This is a genomic window from Enterobacter sp. RHBSTW-01064, assembly GCF_014103035.1.
GTDB classification, from domain to species: domain Bacteria; phylum Pseudomonadota; class Gammaproteobacteria; order Enterobacterales; family Enterobacteriaceae; genus Enterobacter; species Enterobacter mori.
This window is the reverse complement of the sequence record NZ_JABXOU010000002.1, coordinates 646,935-665,411: the sequence shown is the minus strand read 5'-3', so window position 1 is coordinate 665,411 and position 18,477 is coordinate 646,935. Positions and strand designations below refer to the sequence as shown.

Here is an 18,477-nt window from a genome sequence, read left to right as displayed (position 1 = left end):
CACTCGCGTCAACATAAACCATGCTCAGGAGAAATTATGAGCCGCTATCAGCATACGAAGGGACAAATTAAGGATAACGCCATTGAGGCATTACTTCACGACCCGCTTTTCAGACAGCGCGTTGAGAAGAATAAAAAAGGGAAAGGGAGTTATCTGCGTAAAGGGAAACATGGGAATCGGGGTAACTGGGAGGCCAGTGGCAAAAAAGCGAATCGCTTATTTACCACTGGCCTTCCTGCTTTTAGTGTTCTGTCAGGAGCGGTTATTCTGCTCTTTTAACAGATCGCGAATTTCAGTCAGTAAAACTTCTTCTTTAGAAGGGGCTGGCGGTGCTGCTGCCGGTTCTTCTTTTTTACGGTTAAGCTTGTTGATGAGCTTGATAGCCATAAAAATCGCAAACGCCACGATCACGAAATCAAAAATATTCTGAATAAATACGCCATAGTGCATAACGACTGCCGGGATATCTCCCTGTGCATCTCTGAGCGTGACGGCAAACTGTTTGAAGTCAATGCCCCCAATTAATAGCCCCAACGGCGGCATAATAATGTCGGCAACCAGTGATGAAACGATCTTACCGAACGCAGCACCAATAATGACACCCACAGCTAAATCTACTACATTCCCGCGCATCGCAAATTCGCGAAATTCTTTCATGAAACTCATTATGTTCTCCTTGTGCCAGCTGACGACTATAAGTTTAACAAATGATTAGCTAATTGCCATCGAGGATAAATAAAGGTTATGAAAAATAAAAGTCTTAGAAATTTAAAGGTTAATAATCAGGTGCTCTAACCCGAGCACCTGAATCATTACAGGAAGAATGGACTTGGCTGGAATAAGCGTTCGACGTCTGTAATAAACTTTTTATCGGTAAGGAACATAATAACGTGGTCCCCTTGCTCGATGCGTAAATTATCATTGGCGATCATGACATCGTTCCCGCGCACCACAGCCCCAATGATTGTGCCCGGGGGTAATTTGATTTCATCAATTGAACGACCCACAACGCGTGATGTGGTTTCATCACCGTGCGCCACGGCCTCAATGGCTTCGGCAACACCGCGACGAAGTGAAGAAACACCGACGATATCCGCTTTACGGACATGACTTAGCAGGGCTGAAATTGTCGCTTGCTGTGGCGAAATGGCGATATCAATGACGCTTCCCTGAACGAGGTCAACATAGGCGCGGCGCTGGATAAGTACCATCACCTTTTTTGCTCCCATTCGTTTGGCGAGCATCGCAGACATAATATTCGCTTCGTCGTCGTTGGTGACGGCAATAAACAGATCAACTTGATCGATATGCTCTTCGGCCAGCAATTCTTGATCGGACGCATCACCATAAAATACGATCGTATTCTGCAGCTTTTCAGCGAGTTCAGAAGCGCGCTGTTGATCGCGTTCGATCAACTTCACGCTATAGTCTTTTTCCAGTCGTCTCGCCAGGCCTGCGCCAATATTCCCACCGCCGACCAGCATGATGCGTTTATAAGGCTTTTCAAGACGCTGAAGCTCGCTCATCACCGCACGGATATGCTGAGATGCGGCAATAAAGAAAACCTCATCACCGGCTTCAACAATCGTTGAGCCTTGCGGCCGAATAGGCCTGTCGTGGCGGAAAATGGCAGCGACGCGAGTATCGATATGTGGCATGTGCTCACGCATCGTAGACAAGGCATTACCAATGAGTGGCCCGCCGTAATAGGCTTTCACCACTGCCAGGCTTACTTTACCTTCCGCAAAATTCACTACCTGCAAAGCGCCCGGATATTCAATCAGGCGATAGATATTGTCGATAACGAGTTGTTCTGGCGCGATCAGGTGATCAATCGGTACCGCTTCAGAATTAAACAGTTTTTCTGCATCTCGAACATAGTCCGGAGAACGGATACGGGCAATTCTGTTCGGGGTGTTGAAAAGCGAGTAGGCAACCTGGCATGCCACCATATTGGTTTCATCAGAGCTGGTGACGGCAACCAGCATATCGGCATCGTCAGCGCCTGCCTCACGCAGAACGCGAGGATGTGAACCATGACCCTGCACGACGCGAAGGTCAAACTTGTCCTGCAAAACGCGCAGCCGATCGCCATTGGTATCAACAATCGTGATGTCATTGTTTTCGCCAACAAGATTTTCAGCTAACGTACCGCCAACCTGTCCTGCGCCCAGAATGATAATTTTCATATCTCGTGACCTGTTCTCTACATCACTCTTTGATTAGCTTAGCGTAAAAGAAACCATCGCCCTCTTCGGCGCCAGGGAGATTCTGCTGGCCAGGTCGTTCCGGCGTGCCTGTATCGCGTAATGTTGCATCAGGGGTTCGCTTAAGGAAGGCCGCAATTTGCTGGCTGTTTTCTTCCGGAAGTACGGAGCAGGTTGCATAGACCAGCGTTCCGCCGGGTTTAAGATGTGGCCAGATAGCATCGAGAATGTCGGATTGCAGTTGCGCCAGCTCCGTAATATCGCGATCGCGGCGTAGCCATTTGATGTCTGGATGACGACGAATCACGCCCGTCGCCGAGCAGGGAGCATCCAGTAAAATGCGATCAAACTGCGCTTCGCCACACCATTCTGCAGGTTTACGTCCGTCGCCTTGCTTGACCTGAGCCTTCATTCCAAGACGCTTCAGGTTATCGTAGACGCGAGAAAGACGCTGTTCATCAACATCAACTGCCATTACGCTCGCCTGTGGAGCAACTTCCAGAATATGTGTCGTTTTACCACCAGGGGCTGCGCAGAGATCGAGGATCTGCTCACCATTTTGTGGCTCAAGCCAGGTCATACACCCTTGAGCTGAAGCATCCTGGACGGTGACCCAGCCATCTTCAAACCCGGGAAGCACGTGTACCGCTACCGGAGAGGCTAAACGTACGGCATCCGGGTAGGATTCATGTGTGAATCCATTCATTCCGGCTTCTTCCAGCATAGCCAGCCATGCGTCCCGAGTATGGTGATTACGGTTGACGCGTAACCACATCGGCGGGCGCTGGTTATTGGCGTCAGCAATATCCTGCCACTGCTGTGGCCAGGCTTTTTTCAGGCGCTTCAACAGCCATTCCGGGTGCAGGAAACGTGCTTCGCTGTGGGAAAATTCAGCCAGAAGCTCCTCCTGCTGTCGCTGGAATTGACGCAGTACGCCGTTGATCAAACCCTTAAGTTGAGGGCGTTTAACCGCAACGGCACCTTCCACCGTTTCAGCCAGCGCGGCATGAGGAGGAATGCGTGTATGAAGCAGCTGGTAGAAGCCCACCATGATCAAATAATGAATGGTGCGTTGCTTGCCGGTCATAGGGCGTGACATCAGCTTACTAATTAACCACTCAAGCTGAGAAAGGGTGCGTAGAACGCCAAAGCACAGCTCCTGAAGCAGTGCTTTGTCTTTATCGGACACTTTCTGCTGCAGTGAGGGCAGGACATTACTGAGTGACTGCCCCTGTTCGACAACTTGCTCAACGGCCTGTGCCGCCATACTGCGTAGATTTTGTTTTTTCATAGCCGTAAAAATAAAAATGCCCGGAAACACCGGGCCTTAAAAATGAAAGGGGTCAGGCAAGGCGGTTGCCAGGAATAAACCATTCGCGACGGGAATTTAACAAATCCTGGGCGCTCATTGCTTTCTTACCCGCAGGTTGCAGAGACTCAAGATTTAGAATGCCTTTCGCGGTTGCGACCTGAATACCTTGCTTGCTGACTTCAATAATCGTGCCGGGTTCTTCAGAGGTATCGCCATCAATAACCGAGGCTTTCCAGACTTTCACCGGCTGATCGTCAATCATCATCCAGCTCATTGGCCACGGATTAAAAGCGCGGATGCAGCGTTCAAGCTGAGCGGCAGACAGTGACCAGTCGAGCTGAGCTTCTTCTTTGCTGAGTTTCTCGGCATAGGTTACCAGCGCTTCGTCCTGAACTTCAGGTGTCGCCGTATTATCAGCAAGCTGTTGCAGCGTCTCAATGAGACCCTGCGGGCCCAAATCTGCCAGCTTGTCGTAAAGTGTGGCACTGGTATCTTCGTTAGTAATTGGACAGGCCAGCTTAAACAGCATGTCACCGGTGTCTAAACCTACGTCCATCTTCATGATGGTGACGCCAGTTTCAGCATCGCCAGCCCACAGAGAGCGTTGAATAGGTGCCGCCCCGCGCCAGCGTGGAAGAAGAGAACCATGCACGTTGACACAGCCCAGGCGTGGCATATCCAGCACGGCTTTTGGCAAGATTAAACCGTAAGCCACTACCACCATGACATCTGCGTTCAGGTCTGCCACTAACTGCTGATTTTCCTGAGGGCGCAAGGATGCGGGCTGGAAAATGGGTAATCCATGTTCTTCGCCCAGCACTTTAACCGGGCTCGGCATGAGCTTTTTCCCACGGCCAGCCGGACGGTCCGGTTGGGTAAAGACGCCAACAACCTTGTGACCAGAAGATAACAGCGCGTCGAGATGGCGCGCTGCAAAATCAGGGGTACCCGCGAAGATAATACGTAGTGTTTTAGACACGTTGATCCTTGTATCCGGGGGGATCTTAGGCGCGAGAACGCAAGCGATCCAGTTTCTCTACTTTCTGACGAATACGCTGCTGCTTGAGTGGCGAGAGGTAATCGATAAACAGTTTACCGACCAGGTGATCCATCTCATGCTGAATACAAATTGCCAGCAGGTCGTCTGCTTCCAGCTCGAACGGATTACCGTCACGATCCAGAGCGCGAATCTTCACTTTTTCTGCACGCGGTACTAAAGCGCGCTGTTCCGGAATGGAGAGGCAGCCTTCTTCAATACCCGTTTCACCGCTCTTTTCAAGCAGTTCCGGGTTGATCAGCACCAGGCGACCATCGCGATTCTCAGAGACATCGATCACGATAATACGCTTGTGAATGTCTACCTGAGTCGCCGCCAGGCCAATACCTTCTTCGGCGTACATGGTATCGAACATATCATCGACGATACGCTGAATTTCTGCATTCACTTCTTTAACCGGTTCAGCGACGATGCGAAGGCGCTCGTCCGGAATGTGTAACACTTGCAAAACTGCCATAAATTTCCAGAGTCGTGTTCAGGAGTTGATAAGAATACTACCTCTATTCTAGACAAATCCCTCATCGATTGACAGCATCAGTGACCAATCGCAATGATTGCGGAGGCTGCTTGTGGCAGGGGAAAGGATGACGTCGACAGAGATATGGTTACGGTTAATTCACATAGGTTCTCTATGTGGTGATGCAATGCTGGAAATCGCATCACAGCTCAGTAAACAGACAACGATCGATGGCGTGACGCTTCGAGAAGCCGGATTGTCAGCAACGCAGGCTGGTCGATTTCTTGCTCTCAGTGAAGGTGAGCTTGAGCGTAGCCTGGTGTGGCTGGAACAGCCGGGGAACTATCTCTTAACTGCCGACCATCCCCTTTATCCTCCTTTGCTTCGCACTTTTCCTGATTATCCCGGGGCATTATTCGTGACGGGGAACCTTGAGGCCCTTAATGCCGTTCAACTTGCTGTTGTCGGAAGTCGCGCGCCCTCCTGGTATGGTGAGCGATGGGGAAGGATCCTGAGTGAACAGCTCTCACAATGTGGTTTCACGATTACCAGCGGCCTGGCCTGTGGCATTGACGGCGTGGCCCACAACGCTGCATTGTCAGTACAAGGCACAAGCGTGGCGGTGTTGGGTAATGGACTCTTTAGCATCTATCCCCGCCGCCATCAGACCCTGGCCAGGCGGCTTATTCATTCGGAGGGGGCGCTCGTGTCTGAATTCTCACTTTCTACGCCCCCCAGACCGGCTAATTTCCCTCGACGTAACAGGATTATTAGTGGGTTAAGTCAGGGCGTGCTGGTCGTTGAGGCTGCTTTGCGAAGCGGTTCGTTGGTTACGGCAAGATGTGCGCTTGAACAGGGGCGAGAGGTCTTTGCTTTACCCGGTCCGATAGGAAATCCAGGATGTGAGGGGCCGCACTGGCTAATAAAGCAAGGCGCAACGCCTGTGACTTGCATAGAGGATATCCTGGAAAATTTACGGTATGGCTTGCACTGGTTAACAGATGAACCTAAAAAGCAACATTATTCGTCAGATCAGGAGAAGGTGGCATTGCCATTTCCCAAGCTCCTGGCTAACGTAGGAGATGAGGTAACACCTGTTGACGTTGTCGCTGAACGTGCCGGCCAACCTGTGCCAGTAACGGTAGCACAGCTACTTGAACTGGAGTTAGCAGGGTGGATCGCAGCTGTACCCGGCGGCTATGTCCGATTAAGGAGGGCATGCCATGTTCGACGTACTGATGTATTTGTTTGAGACTTACATCCACAACGAAGCAGAAATGCGCGTGGATCAGGACAAATTGACACGGGATCTTACCGAAGCAGGATTTGAGCGGGAAGATATTTACAATGCGTTGATGTGGTTGGATAAACTGGCTGATTATCAGGACGGCCTCGCCGAACCGATGCAGCTTGCTTCCGATCCCTTATCTGTACGCATTTACACCGCTGAAGAGTGTGAAAGGCTGGATGCCAGCTGCCGGGGATTCATCTTATTCCTTGAGCAGATTCAGGTGCTAAACCTCGAAACGCGAGAAATGGTGATAGAGCGCGTCATGGCGCTGGATACGGCAGAATTCGAACTGGAAGACCTCAAGTGGGTGATCCTGATGGTTCTGTTCAATATCCCAGGCTGTGAAAATGCCTATCAGCAAATGGAAGAATTACTCTTTGAAGTGAATGAAGGTATGCTGCACTAATTCAATGTGCGGGACCAAGAGTTGTTATGGCCAAATCAGCACTATTCACGGTGCATAAAAACGAGCCCTGCCCGCAGTGCGGGGCTGAGCTTGTCATTCGGTCCGGGAAACACGGCCCGTTTCTCGGTTGTTCACAGTATCCGGAATGTGATTATGTCCGTCCCCTGAAGAGCCAGGCGGATGGACATATCGTGAAAATTCTGGAGGGTCAGCATTGCCCACTCTGCGGTGGCGAATTAGCTCTGCGGCAGGGACGTTTCGGCATGTTTATTGGATGTAGCCGCTACCCCGAATGTGAGCATACGGAACAAATTGATAAGCCAGATGAAACGGCGATTGCGTGCCCTCAGTGTCAGCGCGGTCAGCTGGTACAACGCCGCTCCCGTTATGGTAAGAACTTCCATTCGTGCGATCGCTACCCTGAATGCCAGTTCGTTATCAATTTTAAACCGGTAGCGGGAACCTGCCCTCATTGCAATTATCCGCTACTTATAGAAAAGAAAACCGCGCAAGGCATGAAACGCTTCTGCGCCAGTAAACAATGTGGAAAGCCGGTTTCGGCGGATCAAAACAGTGAATAATAACCTGCCATCAGGCTCCATTGCCCATGCCGTGGACGTACTGAAAAATGAAGAAGTCATCGCCTATCCAACAGAAGCTGTTTTTGGGGTCGGTTGCGATCCTGACAGTGAGACCGCTGTGAGCCGATTGCTCGCCCTAAAGCAAAGACCCGTCGAGAAAGGGCTAATTTTGATCGCTGCTAATTACGAGCAGCTTAAACCCTACATCGATGATTCCATGCTGACGCCAGCGCAGCGCGAGAGTATCTTCTCCGCGTGGCCTGGACCGGTGACTTTCGTTTTCCCAGCGCAGCCGACAACGCCGCGCTGGTTAACCGGACGCTTTGATTCCCTCGCCGTTCGCGTAACTGACCATCCGCTGGTGGTTGAGCTTTGTCTGGCATTTGGTAAACCGCTGGTCTCAACCAGCGCCAACCTGACCGGATTGCCACCTTGCCGGACAACCGAAGAAGTACTGGCGCAGTTCGGGAATGACTTTCCTGTCGCTGTCGGTGAAACGGGAGGGCGCCTGAATCCGTCTGAAATTCGCGACGCTTTGACCGGCGAACGTTTTCGCCAGGGGTAATCTCATGGAAACCTATGCTGTTTTTGGTAACCCGATCGCTCACAGCAAATCGCCATTGATCCATCAGCTGTTTGCTGAACAACTGCAGATAGATCATCCGTATGGTCGCGTGCTGGCCCCTGTCGATGCATTTGTGACGACGCTGAATGCTTTTTTCGAGGCGGGTGGTAAAGGTGCGAATGTAACAGTTCCCTTTAAGGAAGACGCTTTTGAACGCGCGGATGAATTGACCGAACGCGCGGCGCTTGCTGGTGCGGTAAATACGCTAAAACAGCTTGAGGACGGCCGACTTCTGGGTGACAACACTGATGGGATTGGTTTACTCAGCGATTTAGAAAGACTCTCATTTATTAAGCGTGGTTTCCGGATCCTGCTGATTGGCGCGGGCGGGGCATCACGTGGCGTGCTGCTTCCTCTTCTTTCAATGGATTGTTCGGTAACGATTACCAACCGAACATTCTCCCGTGCAGAAGAGCTGGCTGCGCTGTTCGCCCATACCGGCAGCGTCAGTGCCGTTGCGCTTGATGACCTTGCCGACAATGAGTTCGACCTTGTCATTAATGCGACCTCCAGCGGTATTGGCGGTGAAGTGCCCGCGATCCCTGCTTCGTTGGTAAGTGCCCACGTTTATTGCTACGACATGTTCTATCAGAAAGGCAAAACACCTTTTCTAATCTGGTGTGAACAACACGGCGCGAAGCATCTGGCTGATGGTCTGGGCATGCTGGTGGGCCAGGCAGCTCATGCAGTACTGCTCTGGCACGGTGTGTTGCCTGCAGTGGAACCCGTGATCGAAAAACTGAAACAGGAACTGATGGCGTGAATCAGGCGATCCACTTTCCTGACAGAGAAATCTGGGATGAAAATCAGCAAGCGGTTTGTTTCCCGGTGCTGGTGCATGGAATGCAGCTGACCTGTGCAATTACTGGGGAAACGCTACTGCGTCGTTTTGGCGGTTCAGACCCGTTAGCAGTATTTTGCGAAAATCGCTGGGATCTTGAAGAGGAAGCCAGCGATTTAATCCGCGATCAGCAGGAAGACGATCAAGGCTGGGTCTGGTTGTTTTGATCCAGATATTCATTCTTCCATTTGACGTAGTTATTTGCAGAGTATTTTAATCCTTCGATCTCCGCCTCTTTTAAGGGGCGGATCTGTTTTACCGGGCTGCCTAAATAGAGATAGCCGCTTTCCAGACGTTTGTTTTGCGGGACCAGGCTACCGGCTCCAATCATCACGTCATCTTCTACTGTTACGCCATCCAGTAAAATTGAACCCATACCAACAAGTACCCTGTTACCTATCGTGCAGCCGTGGAGCATCACTTTGTGGCCGACGGTAACGTCTTCCCCGACAATTAAAGGATTACCTTCCGGGTTATAAGAAGATTTATGCGTCACATGAAGAACGCTGCCGTCCTGAATGTTGGTGCGTGCGCCGATAGACACAAAGTTAACATCTCCCCTGATCGCAACCAGTGGCCAGATACTCACATCATCGGCCATTCGGACATCGCCAATCACGACGCTACTGGCATCGATCATCACGCGATCGCCTTTTTGGGGGAACAGATCTTTATAAGGACGTAGTACTGCAGACATATCTACCTCAACAGATGGACGCTATACAGAAGACTTTGATCATATTTTGGGATCGTGGCAAGGCAAAATACGTCAATATTTAAGCAGATCGGGCGGGATTTCAGCGAAAAGCGCGGAAAATCAGCAGTCGGAAAAAAAGATCTAAAAAACACTTGTGCTAAAAAATGGGATCCCTATAATGCGCCTCCATCGACACGGAACATGTGAATCACTTCACAAACAACCGGGTCGGTTGAAGAGAAAAAATCCTGAAATAACGGGTTGACTCTGAAAGAGGAAAGCGTAATATACGCCACCTCGCAACGGTGAGCGAAAGCCGCGTTGCACTGCTCTTTAACAATTTATCAGACAATCTGTGTGGGCACTCAAAGTGACATGGATTCTTAATGTCTTCGGACAATAAATGAATACCAAGTCTCTGAGTGAACATACGTAATTCATTACGAAGTTTAATTCACGAGCATCAAACTTAAATTGAAGAGTTTGATCATGGCTCAGATTGAACGCTGGCGGCAGGCCTAACACATGCAAGTCGAGCGGTAACACAGAGAGCTTGCTCTCGGGTGACGAGCGGCGGACGGGTGAGTAATGTCTGGGAAACTGCCTGATGGAGGGGGATAACTACTGGAAACGGTAGCTAATACCGCATAACGTCGCAAGACCAAAGAGGGGGACCTTCGGGCCTCTTGCCATCAGATGTGCCCAGATGGGATTAGCTAGTAGGTGGGGTAACGGCTCACCTAGGCGACGATCCCTAGCTGGTCTGAGAGGATGACCAGCCACACTGGAACTGAGACACGGTCCAGACTCCTACGGGAGGCAGCAGTGGGGAATATTGCACAATGGGCGCAAGCCTGATGCAGCCATGCCGCGTGTATGAAGAAGGCCTTCGGGTTGTAAAGTACTTTCAGCGGGGAGGAAGGTGTTGAGGTTAATAACCTCAGCAATTGACGTTACCCGCAGAAGAAGCACCGGCTAACTCCGTGCCAGCAGCCGCGGTAATACGGAGGGTGCAAGCGTTAATCGGAATTACTGGGCGTAAAGCGCACGCAGGCGGTCTGTCAAGTCGGATGTGAAATCCCCGGGCTCAACCTGGGAACTGCATTCGAAACTGGCAGGCTAGAGTCTTGTAGAGGGGGGTAGAATTCCAGGTGTAGCGGTGAAATGCGTAGAGATCTGGAGGAATACCGGTGGCGAAGGCGGCCCCCTGGACAAAGACTGACGCTCAGGTGCGAAAGCGTGGGGAGCAAACAGGATTAGATACCCTGGTAGTCCACGCCGTAAACGATGTCGACTTGGAGGTTGTGCCCTTGAGGCGTGGCTTCCGGAGCTAACGCGTTAAGTCGACCGCCTGGGGAGTACGGCCGCAAGGTTAAAACTCAAATGAATTGACGGGGGCCCGCACAAGCGGTGGAGCATGTGGTTTAATTCGATGCAACGCGAAGAACCTTACCTACTCTTGACATCCAGAGAACTTTCCAGAGATGGATTGGTGCCTTCGGGAACTCTGAGACAGGTGCTGCATGGCTGTCGTCAGCTCGTGTTGTGAAATGTTGGGTTAAGTCCCGCAACGAGCGCAACCCTTATCCTTTGTTGCCAGCGGTCCGGCCGGGAACTCAAAGGAGACTGCCAGTGATAAACTGGAGGAAGGTGGGGATGACGTCAAGTCATCATGGCCCTTACGAGTAGGGCTACACACGTGCTACAATGGCGCATACAAAGAGAAGCGACCTCGCGAGAGCAAGCGGACCTCATAAAGTGCGTCGTAGTCCGGATTGGAGTCTGCAACTCGACTCCATGAAGTCGGAATCGCTAGTAATCGTAGATCAGAATGCTACGGTGAATACGTTCCCGGGCCTTGTACACACCGCCCGTCACACCATGGGAGTGGGTTGCAAAAGAAGTAGGTAGCTTAACCTTCGGGAGGGCGCTTACCACTTTGTGATTCATGACTGGGGTGAAGTCGTAACAAGGTAACCGTAGGGGAACCTGCGGTTGGATCACCTCCTTACCTTAAAGAACCTGCCTTTGTAGTGCTCACACAGATTGTCTGATGAAAATAGCAGTAAAAATCTCTGCAGGCTTGTAGCTCAGGTGGTTAGAGCGCACCCCTGATAAGGGTGAGGTCGGTGGTTCAAGTCCACTCAGGCCTACCAAACTCCTTTTAAAGGATGAGCGGTACAGAGATTGCAAACGATGGGGCTATAGCTCAGCTGGGAGAGCGCCTGCCTTGCACGCAGGAGGTCTGCGGTTCGATCCCGCATAGCTCCACCATCCTTTTACTGCGAACACAAGAAAACTTCAGAGTGAACCTGAAAAGGTGCACTGCGAAGTTTTGCTCTTTAAAAATCTGGATCAAGCTGAAAATTGAAACGACACACATGTTATGTGTGTTCGAGTCTCTCAAATTTTCGCAATTTGATGATGAATCGAAAGAAACATCTTCGGGTTGTGAGGTTAAGCGACTAAGCGTACACGGTGGATGCCCTGGCAGTCAGAGGCGATGAAGGACGTGCTAATCTGCGAAAAGCGCCGGCGAGGTGATATGAACCTTTGACCCGGCGATGTCCGAATGGGGAAACCCAGTGTGTTCCGACACACTATCGTTAACTGAATACATAGGTTAACGAGGCGAACCGGGGGAACTGAAACATCTAAGTACCCCGAGGAAAAGAAATCAACCGAGATTCCCCCAGTAGCGGCGAGCGAACGGGGAGCAGCCCAGAGTCTGAATCAGCTTGTGTGTTAGTGGAAGCGTCTGGAAAGTCGCACGGTACAGGGTGATAGTCCCGTACACGAAAGCACACTTGCTGTGAACTCGAAGAGTAGGGCGGGACACGTGGTATCCTGTCTGAATATGGGGGGACCATCCTCCAAGGCTAAATACTCCTGACTGACCGATAGTGAACCAGTACCGTGAGGGAAAGGCGAAAAGAACCCCGGCGAGGGGAGTGAAAAAGAACCTGAAACCGTGTACGTACAAGCAGTGGGAGCCTACTTGTTAGGTGACTGCGTACCTTTTGTATAATGGGTCAGCGACTTATATTCTGTAGCAAGGTTAACCGTATAGGGGAGCCGAAGGGAAACCGAGTCTTAACTGGGCGTTAAGTTGCAGGGTATAGACCCGAAACCCGGTGATCTAGCCATGGGCAGGTTGAAGGTTGGGTAACACTAACTGGAGGACCGAACCGACTAATGTTGAAAAATTAGCGGATGACTTGTGGCTGGGGGTGAAAGGCCAATCAAACCGGGAGATAGCTGGTTCTCCCCGAAAGCTATTTAGGTAGCGCCTCGTGAACTCATCTTCGGGGGTAGAGCACTGTTTCGGCTAGGGGGCCATCCCGGCTTACCAACCCGATGCAAACTACGAATACCGAAGAATGTTATCACGGGAGACACACGGCGGGTGCTAACGTCCGTCGTGAAGAGGGAAACAACCCAGACCGCCAGCTAAGGTCCCAAAGTCATGGTTAAGTGGGAAACGATGTGGGAAGGCACAGACAGCCAGGATGTTGGCTTAGAAGCAGCCATCATTTAAAGAAAGCGTAATAGCTCACTGGTCGAGTCGGCCTGCGCGGAAGATGTAACGGGGCTAAACCATGCACCGAAGCTGCGGCAGCGACGCTTATGCGTTGTTGGGTAGGGGAGCGTTCTGTAAGCCGTTGAAGGTGGCCTGTGAGGGTTGCTGGAGGTATCAGAAGTGCGAATGCTGACATAAGTAACGATAATGCGGGTGAAAAGCCCGCACGCCGGAAGACCAAGGGTTCCTGTCCAACGTTAATCGGGGCAGGGTGAGTCGACCCCTAAGGCGAGGCCGAAAGGCGTAGTCGATGGGAAACAGGTTAATATTCCTGTACTTGGTGTTACTGCGAAGGGGGGACGGAGAAGGCTATGTTAGCCGGGCGACGGTTGTCCCGGTTTAAGCATGTAGGCGGGAGTTTTAGGTAAATCCGGAACTCTTTTAACGCTGAGGTGTGATGACGAGGCACTACGGTGCTGAAGTAACAAATGCCCTGCTTCCAGGAAAAGCCTCTAAGCATCAGGTAACATCAAATCGTACCCCAAACCGACACAGGTGGTCAGGTAGAGAATACCAAGGCGCTTGAGAGAACTCGGGTGAAGGAACTAGGCAAAATGGTGCCGTAACTTCGGGAGAAGGCACGCTGATGTGTAGGTGAAGCCCCTGCGGGTGGAGCTGAAATCAGTCGAAGATACCAGCTGGCTGCAACTGTTTATTAAAAACACAGCACTGTGCAAACACGAAAGTGGACGTATACGGTGTGACGCCTGCCCGGTGCCGGAAGGTTAATTGATGGGGTTAGCGGCAACGCGAAGCTCTTGATCGAAGCCCCGGTAAACGGCGGCCGTAACTATAACGGTCCTAAGGTAGCGAAATTCCTTGTCGGGTAAGTTCCGACCTGCACGAATGGCGTAATGATGGCCAGGCTGTCTCCACCCGAGACTCAGTGAAATTGAACTCGCTGTGAAGATGCAGTGTACCCGCGGCAAGACGGAAAGACCCCGTGAACCTTTACTATAGCTTGACACTGAACACTGGTCCTTGATGTGTAGGATAGGTGGGAGGCTTTGAAGCGTGGACGCCAGTCTGCGTGGAGCCGCCCTTGAAATACCACCCTTTAATGGCTGGTGTTCTAACGTAGACCCGTAATCCGGGTTGCGGACAGTGTCTGGTGGGTAGTTTGACTGGGGCGGTCTCCTCCCAAAGAGTAACGGAGGAGCACGAAGGTTAGCTAATCCTGGTCGGACATCAGGAGGTTAGTGCAATGGCATAAGCTAGCTTGACTGCGAGAGTGACGGCTCGAGCAGGTGCGAAAGCAGGTCATAGTGATCCGGTGGTTCTGAATGGAAGGGCCATCGCTCAACGGATAAAAGGTACTCCGGGGATAACAGGCTGATACCGCCCAAGAGTTCATATCGACGGCGGTGTTTGGCACCTCGATGTCGGCTCATCACATCCTGGGGCTGAAGTAGGTCCCAAGGGTATGGCTGTTCGCCATTTAAAGTGGTACGCGAGCTGGGTTTAGAACGTCGTGAGACAGTTCGGTCCCTATCTGCCGTGGGCGCTGGAGAATTGAGGGGGGCTGCTCCTAGTACGAGAGGACCGGAGTGGACGCATCACTGGTGTTCGGGTTGTCATGCCAATGGCATTGCCCGGTAGCTAAATGCGGAAGAGATAAGTGCTGAAAGCATCTAAGCACGAAACTTGCCCCGAGATGAGTTCTCCCTGACTCCTTGAGAGTCCTGAAGGAACGTTGAAGACTACGACGTTGATAGGTCGGGTGTGTAAGCGCAGCGATGCGTTGAGCTAACCGATACTAATGAACCGTGAGGCTTAACCTTACAACGCCGAAGCTGTTTCGGCGAAGAGACAGACACGATATTTTCAGCCTGATACAGATTAACAGAATTTGCCTGGCGGCTTTAGCGCGGTGGTCCCACCTGACCCCATGCCGAACTCAGAAGTGAAACGCCGTAGCGCCGATGGTAGTGTGGGGTCTCCCCATGTGAGAGTAGGGAACTGCCAGGCATCAAATTTAGCGTGCTGATATGGCTCAGTTGGTAGAGCGCACCCTTGGTAAGGGTGAGGTCCCCAGTTCGACTCTGGGTATCAGCACCACTTTATACTTAGGTTAAAGTTCGGCAAGAAGTAAAAGAATTTGTCTGGCGGCTTTAGCGCGGTGGTCCCACCTGACCCCATGCCGAACTCAGAAGTGAAACGCCGTAGCGCCGATGGTAGTGTGGGGTCTCCCCATGTGAGAGTAGGGAACTGCCAGACATCAAATAAGTGAGAAGGCCATCCGAAAGGATGGCCTTTTTGCGTTTCTACGCTACACAAACTGTAGGCCGGGTAAGGCGAAGCCGCCACCCGGCATAACAAAGGATTAATGAATCACCTGCGATAAAAATGCCCGCGTGCGTTCTGACTTCGGATGCGCAAAGAACTCATCCGGTGGTGCCTGTTCGACAATCTCTCCACGATCCATAAAGATCACCCTGTCAGCGACAGTTCTGGCAAACCCCATCTCATGCGTCACGCACAGCATCGTCATCCCGGATTGCGCCAGCCCAATCATGGTATCCAGCACCTCTTTCACCATTTCTGGATCCAGCGCTGATGTCGGCTCATCAAACAACATTATCTTAGGTTTCATGCATAGGGAACGGGCGATGGCCACACGCTGCTGCTGACCGCCGGATATCTGCCCAGGGAATTTATTGGCATGTTCAGCAATACGCACACGCTCCAGATAATGCATTGCCAACGCTTCGGCCTCTTTTTTCGGCATCTTTTGAACCCAAATGGGGGCCAGCGTGCAGTTTTGCAGAACGGTCAGATGCGGGAACAGATTGAAGTGCTGGAACACCATCCCCACTTCCTGTCGTACACGGTCGATATTGCGAATATCTTCATTCAACTCGATACCATCAACCACAATACGCCCCTGCTGATGTTCTTCAAGATGGTTAATACAGCGAATAGTTGTGGATTTGCCTGAACCGGAAGGACCACAAAGTACGATACGTTCGCCCTGCTTCACCTTGAGATTGATATCCTTCAGGACATGAAATTGTCCGTACCATTTATTGACGTTTTCCAGCGTAATCATCGCGTCGGCAGGTGTCATAGTAATCTGGCTCATAATTTCCTCAGTGCGGTGTACGCCCGGTGTTAAAGCGCTTTTCCAGATGCTGGCTATAGCGCGACATGCTAAAACAGAAGATCCAGTAGATCAGGGCAGCGAAGACATATCCCTCGGTGGACATACCCAGCCAGACAGGGTCAACGGTAGCCTGCTGCACGCTGCTAAAGAGATCGAACAATCCGATGATGATCACCAGACTGGTATCTTTGAAGAGGGCAATGATCGTGTTGACCAGACCCGGAATGACCAGCTTGAGTGCTTGCGGGAGAATGACCAGACCCTGCGTTTTCCAGTAACCGAGTGCCAAAGATTCAGCGGCTTCGTACTGGCCTTTAGGCAATGCCTGCAGACCACCACGCACAACCTCAGCAACGTAGGCTGACTGAAACAGAATCACCCCGACCAGGGCGCGGATCAGTTTGTCTATCGTTGTGCCTTCTGCCATAAACAGCGGCAGCATGACCGACGACATAAACAGAACGGTGATAAGCGGTACGCCACGCCAGAACTCTATGAAAATAACGGAGAGGACGCGTACGACCGGCATTTTTGAACGCCGTCCCAGAGCCAGTAAAATCCCCCACGGCAGAGCGCCAGCGATCCCCACAGAGGCAATAATGAGCGTCAGCGTCAGTCCGCCCCACTGACGGGTTTCAACACGCTCGAGCCCCAGAAAACCGCCATACAACAATACCCAAACAATAATCGGATAAACAACAGCCCAGCTCGCAATGTATCGGCCACGGTGAGGAAGCTTTTTCCAGAACATTACGGCGATGGAGAGCAGACCGATAACCAGCGCCAGATTAATCCGCCAGCGCTGTTCATGTGGGTACAATCCATACATGAACTGACCAAAACGTTCGTGGATAAAGACCCAGCATGCACCCGCTTTCGTACAATCCGCGCGTGTGGAGCCCACCCAGTTCGCCTGCAGGAAAGCCCAGTTAAGCAGCGGCGGGATCAGTTCCCAGATTAACCACAGGCACACAATCGTCAGCAGGCTGTTACTCCAGCTGGAGAACAGGTTCTTACGTGCCCAGATAATGAAGCGCCCACCTGTTGTGCTGGCAGGACGCGAGGAGTGCGACAATATCGCTTTTGTCATCATGGATCCTTAGCGCTCAACCAGTGCTATACGGCGGTTATAAAGGTTCATCAACAATGAAATCATCAGACTGATGATCAGATAAACAGACATGGTAATGGCAATAGTTTCAATCGCTTGCCCGGTCTGGTTAAGCACGGTCCCAGCGAACAGTGACACCATATCGGGGTAGCCGATGGCTGCGGCCAGTGATGAGTTTTTGACAATATTGAGGTACTGGCTGGTCAGTGGCGGGATGATGACCCGTAAAGCCTGCGGAATAATGACCTGGCGAAGCGTCACGGTATTTGGCAAGCCCAGCGAGCGCGCCGCCTCGTGCTGCCCGTAAGGAACAGCCTGGATCCCGGAGCGGATGATCTCCGCAATAAATGCGGAGGTATAAATCGAGAGCGCCAGCGTCAGTGCGGCCAGTTCCGGAATTAACACCATCCCGCCCTGGAAGTTAAAACCACGCAGATGCGGAATATCCCAGTGTAAGGCTGCGCCAAATAGCCAGTGGGCGACTGACGGCAGGCCAACAATCAGTGCGGCGCCAACCGGCCATGTTTTACGCAACTGTCCGGTTTTGATCTGATGCTTACGGTTATAGCGGAACACGCCGACAGAAATCGCGAGTGCAATAATTATTGCGATGATGAAGGCATAAAGCCCTTCAGCGACCTGCGGAGAGGGTATGTATAACCCGCGGTTGCTCAGAAAAAGAAGATCGAAAGCATCCACGGCCTGGCGAGGACCCGGAAGGTTACGCAGGACAGCGAAATACCAGAAGAAAATCTGCAGCAGTGGCGGGATATTACGAAAGGTTTCGATATAAATGGTCGACAGTTTCCGCAGCAGCCAGTTTTCAGAAAGTCGGGCCAGACCAAGGAAAAAGCCGAGTACGGAAGCGAACACAATACAGAGCGCTGACACCAGCAGCGTATTCAGCAGACCTACGATGAATACGCGTCCATACGTATCGCCTTCCTGATAATCAACAAGATGCTGAACAATGCCAAAACCCGCGCTGCGATCCAGAAAGGCAAAACCCGAGGTGATGCCTCGGTTATTCAGGTTGGTAACGGTGTTGTGGATTAAATAAATGGCGATAACCACAACCACGACAACAGCAATAATCTGGAAAAGCCAGGCGCGGACCGCGGGATGAGAAAAGGACAGCGATCCTTTTACGGCTAAGCGGCGATGGGACATAAAAAACCTCGGTAACCATGACTCTGGACTGGGCACTGC

General features: G+C 51.6%; 16 protein-coding genes, 3 tRNA genes and 4 rRNA genes. 14 read left to right on the top strand and 9 right to left on the bottom strand.

Annotation, left to right across the window (positions count from 1 at the left end; genetic code table 11):
• The first annotated feature begins 36 nt into the window (after positions 1-36).
• A complete protein-coding gene (locus HV355_RS09085; RefSeq protein ID WP_042717069.1) occupies positions 37-279 on the top strand; it encodes an alternative ribosome-rescue factor A in 243 nt (80 codons plus the stop codon).
• On the opposite strand, the gene mscL is transcribed toward HV355_RS09085, so the two are convergent.
• From mscL to def, 5 genes are all read right to left on the bottom strand, one after another.
• Positions 253-666 carry a large-conductance mechanosensitive channel protein MscL gene (gene mscL / locus HV355_RS09080; protein ID WP_042717071.1) on the bottom strand — a complete coding sequence of 138 codons (414 nt, stop codon included), beginning with the start codon at positions 664-666 and terminating at the stop codon, positions 253-255. The genes HV355_RS09085 and mscL overlap by 27 nt on opposite strands.
• 146 nt (positions 667-812) lie before the next feature.
• Complete coding sequence (gene trkA / locus HV355_RS09075; RefSeq protein WP_089600737.1) at positions 813-2,189, bottom strand: Trk system potassium transporter TrkA; 1,377 nt, start codon at positions 2,187-2,189, stop codon at positions 813-815.
• Positions 2,190-2,211: 22 nt separating this feature from the next.
• Entirely contained in the window at positions 2,212-3,498 is a 1,287-nt protein-coding gene (gene rsmB, locus HV355_RS09070; protein WP_182401669.1) for a 16S rRNA (cytosine(967)-C(5))-methyltransferase RsmB, read from the bottom strand.
• Between the two features lie 52 nt (positions 3,499-3,550).
• Positions 3,551-4,498, bottom strand: coding sequence for a methionyl-tRNA formyltransferase (gene fmt, locus HV355_RS09065; protein WP_120159473.1), 948 nt, complete (start codon positions 4,496-4,498; stop codon positions 3,551-3,553).
• Between the two features lie 25 nt (positions 4,499-4,523).
• Positions 4,524-5,033, bottom strand: a complete 510-nt coding sequence (def, locus tag HV355_RS09060; protein WP_008503479.1) for a peptide deformylase — start codon at positions 5,031-5,033, stop codon at positions 4,524-4,526.
• Between the two features lie 127 nt (positions 5,034-5,160).
• Between def and dprA the strand changes: the two genes are divergently transcribed.
• From dprA to HV355_RS09030, 6 genes are read left to right on the top strand one after another with little or no spacing between them, the layout of a single operon-like run.
• The gene (gene dprA, locus HV355_RS09055) at positions 5,161-6,285 is read left to right on the top strand and encodes a DNA-protecting protein DprA (protein WP_108418161.1); all 1,125 of its coding nucleotides are present in this window, start codon (positions 5,161-5,163) and stop codon (positions 6,283-6,285) included.
• Positions 6,257-6,730, top strand: a complete 474-nt coding sequence (gene smg / locus HV355_RS09050; protein WP_042717081.1) for a DUF494 family protein Smg — start codon at positions 6,257-6,259, stop codon at positions 6,728-6,730. Before dprA ends, smg begins: the two co-directional genes overlap by 29 nt.
• A gap of 26 nt (positions 6,731-6,756) precedes the next feature.
• A complete protein-coding gene (locus HV355_RS09045; protein WP_042717082.1) occupies positions 6,757-7,311 on the top strand; it encodes a topoisomerase DNA-binding C4 zinc finger domain-containing protein in 555 nt (184 codons plus the stop codon).
• On the top strand, positions 7,304-7,876 hold the full coding sequence (gene tsaC, locus HV355_RS09040) for an L-threonylcarbamoyladenylate synthase type 1 TsaC (protein ID WP_182401667.1): 573 nt from the start codon (positions 7,304-7,306) through the stop codon (positions 7,874-7,876). The genes HV355_RS09045 and tsaC overlap by 8 nt, the downstream gene beginning before the upstream one ends.
• A 4-nt stretch (positions 7,877-7,880) precedes the next feature.
• A complete protein-coding gene (gene aroE, locus HV355_RS09035; protein ID WP_182401665.1) occupies positions 7,881-8,699 on the top strand; it encodes a shikimate dehydrogenase in 819 nt (272 codons plus the stop codon).
• On the top strand, positions 8,696-8,944 hold the full coding sequence (locus HV355_RS09030) for a DUF1488 domain-containing protein (protein ID WP_182401663.1): 249 nt from the start codon (positions 8,696-8,698) through the stop codon (positions 8,942-8,944). Before aroE ends, HV355_RS09030 begins: the two co-directional genes overlap by 4 nt.
• Here the strand turns inward: HV355_RS09030 and HV355_RS09025 are convergent.
• The gene (locus HV355_RS09025; protein ID WP_182401661.1) at positions 8,920-9,474 is read right to left on the bottom strand and encodes a gamma carbonic anhydrase family protein; all 555 of its coding nucleotides are present in this window, start codon (positions 9,472-9,474) and stop codon (positions 8,920-8,922) included. The two genes, HV355_RS09030 and HV355_RS09025, sit on opposite strands and share 25 nt — an antisense overlap.
• 471 nt (positions 9,475-9,945) lie before the next feature.
• Between HV355_RS09025 and HV355_RS09020 the strand changes: the two genes are divergently transcribed.
• From HV355_RS09020 to rrf (HV355_RS08990), 7 genes are all read left to right on the top strand, one after another.
• Positions 9,946-11,485 (top strand): 16S ribosomal RNA (locus HV355_RS09020).
• A 68-nt stretch (positions 11,486-11,553) separates the two neighbouring features.
• Positions 11,554-11,630 (top strand) — tRNA-Ile (locus HV355_RS09015).
• Positions 11,631-11,672: 42 nt separating this feature from the next.
• Positions 11,673-11,748: transfer RNA gene (locus tag HV355_RS09010), tRNA-Ala, on the top strand.
• Between the two features lie 181 nt (positions 11,749-11,929).
• Positions 11,930-14,835, top strand: a 23S ribosomal RNA gene (locus HV355_RS09005).
• A gap of 71 nt (positions 14,836-14,906) precedes the next feature.
• A 5S ribosomal RNA gene (rrf, locus tag HV355_RS09000) occupies positions 14,907-15,022 on the top strand.
• A gap of 14 nt (positions 15,023-15,036) precedes the next feature.
• A tRNA-Thr gene (locus HV355_RS08995) sits at positions 15,037-15,112 on the top strand.
• A gap of 43 nt (positions 15,113-15,155) precedes the next feature.
• A 5S ribosomal RNA gene (gene rrf, locus HV355_RS08990) occupies positions 15,156-15,271 on the top strand.
• Together the 16S, 23S and 5S rRNA genes with 3 tRNA genes alongside form the textbook arrangement of a ribosomal RNA operon.
• Positions 15,272-15,377: 106 nt before the next feature.
• On the opposite strand, the gene HV355_RS08985 is transcribed toward rrf (HV355_RS08990), so the two are convergent.
• Genes HV355_RS08985 through HV355_RS08975 form a run of 3 tightly spaced genes read right to left on the bottom strand, consistent with a single transcriptional unit; the run spans position 15,378 to position 18,438 of the window.
• Positions 15,378-16,136 carry an amino acid ABC transporter ATP-binding protein gene (locus HV355_RS08985; protein WP_010436211.1) on the bottom strand — a complete coding sequence of 253 codons (759 nt, stop codon included), beginning with the start codon at positions 16,134-16,136 and terminating at the stop codon, positions 15,378-15,380.
• Positions 16,137-16,143: 7 nt separating this feature from the next.
• On the bottom strand, positions 16,144-17,247 hold the full coding sequence (locus HV355_RS08980) for an amino acid ABC transporter permease (RefSeq protein WP_010436209.1): 1,104 nt from the start codon (positions 17,245-17,247) through the stop codon (positions 16,144-16,146).
• Between the two features lie 9 nt (positions 17,248-17,256).
• Positions 17,257-18,438 carry an amino acid ABC transporter permease gene (locus tag HV355_RS08975; protein WP_182401659.1) on the bottom strand — a complete coding sequence of 394 codons (1,182 nt, stop codon included), beginning with the start codon at positions 18,436-18,438 and terminating at the stop codon, positions 17,257-17,259.
• Positions 18,439-18,477 lie beyond the last annotated feature (39 nt).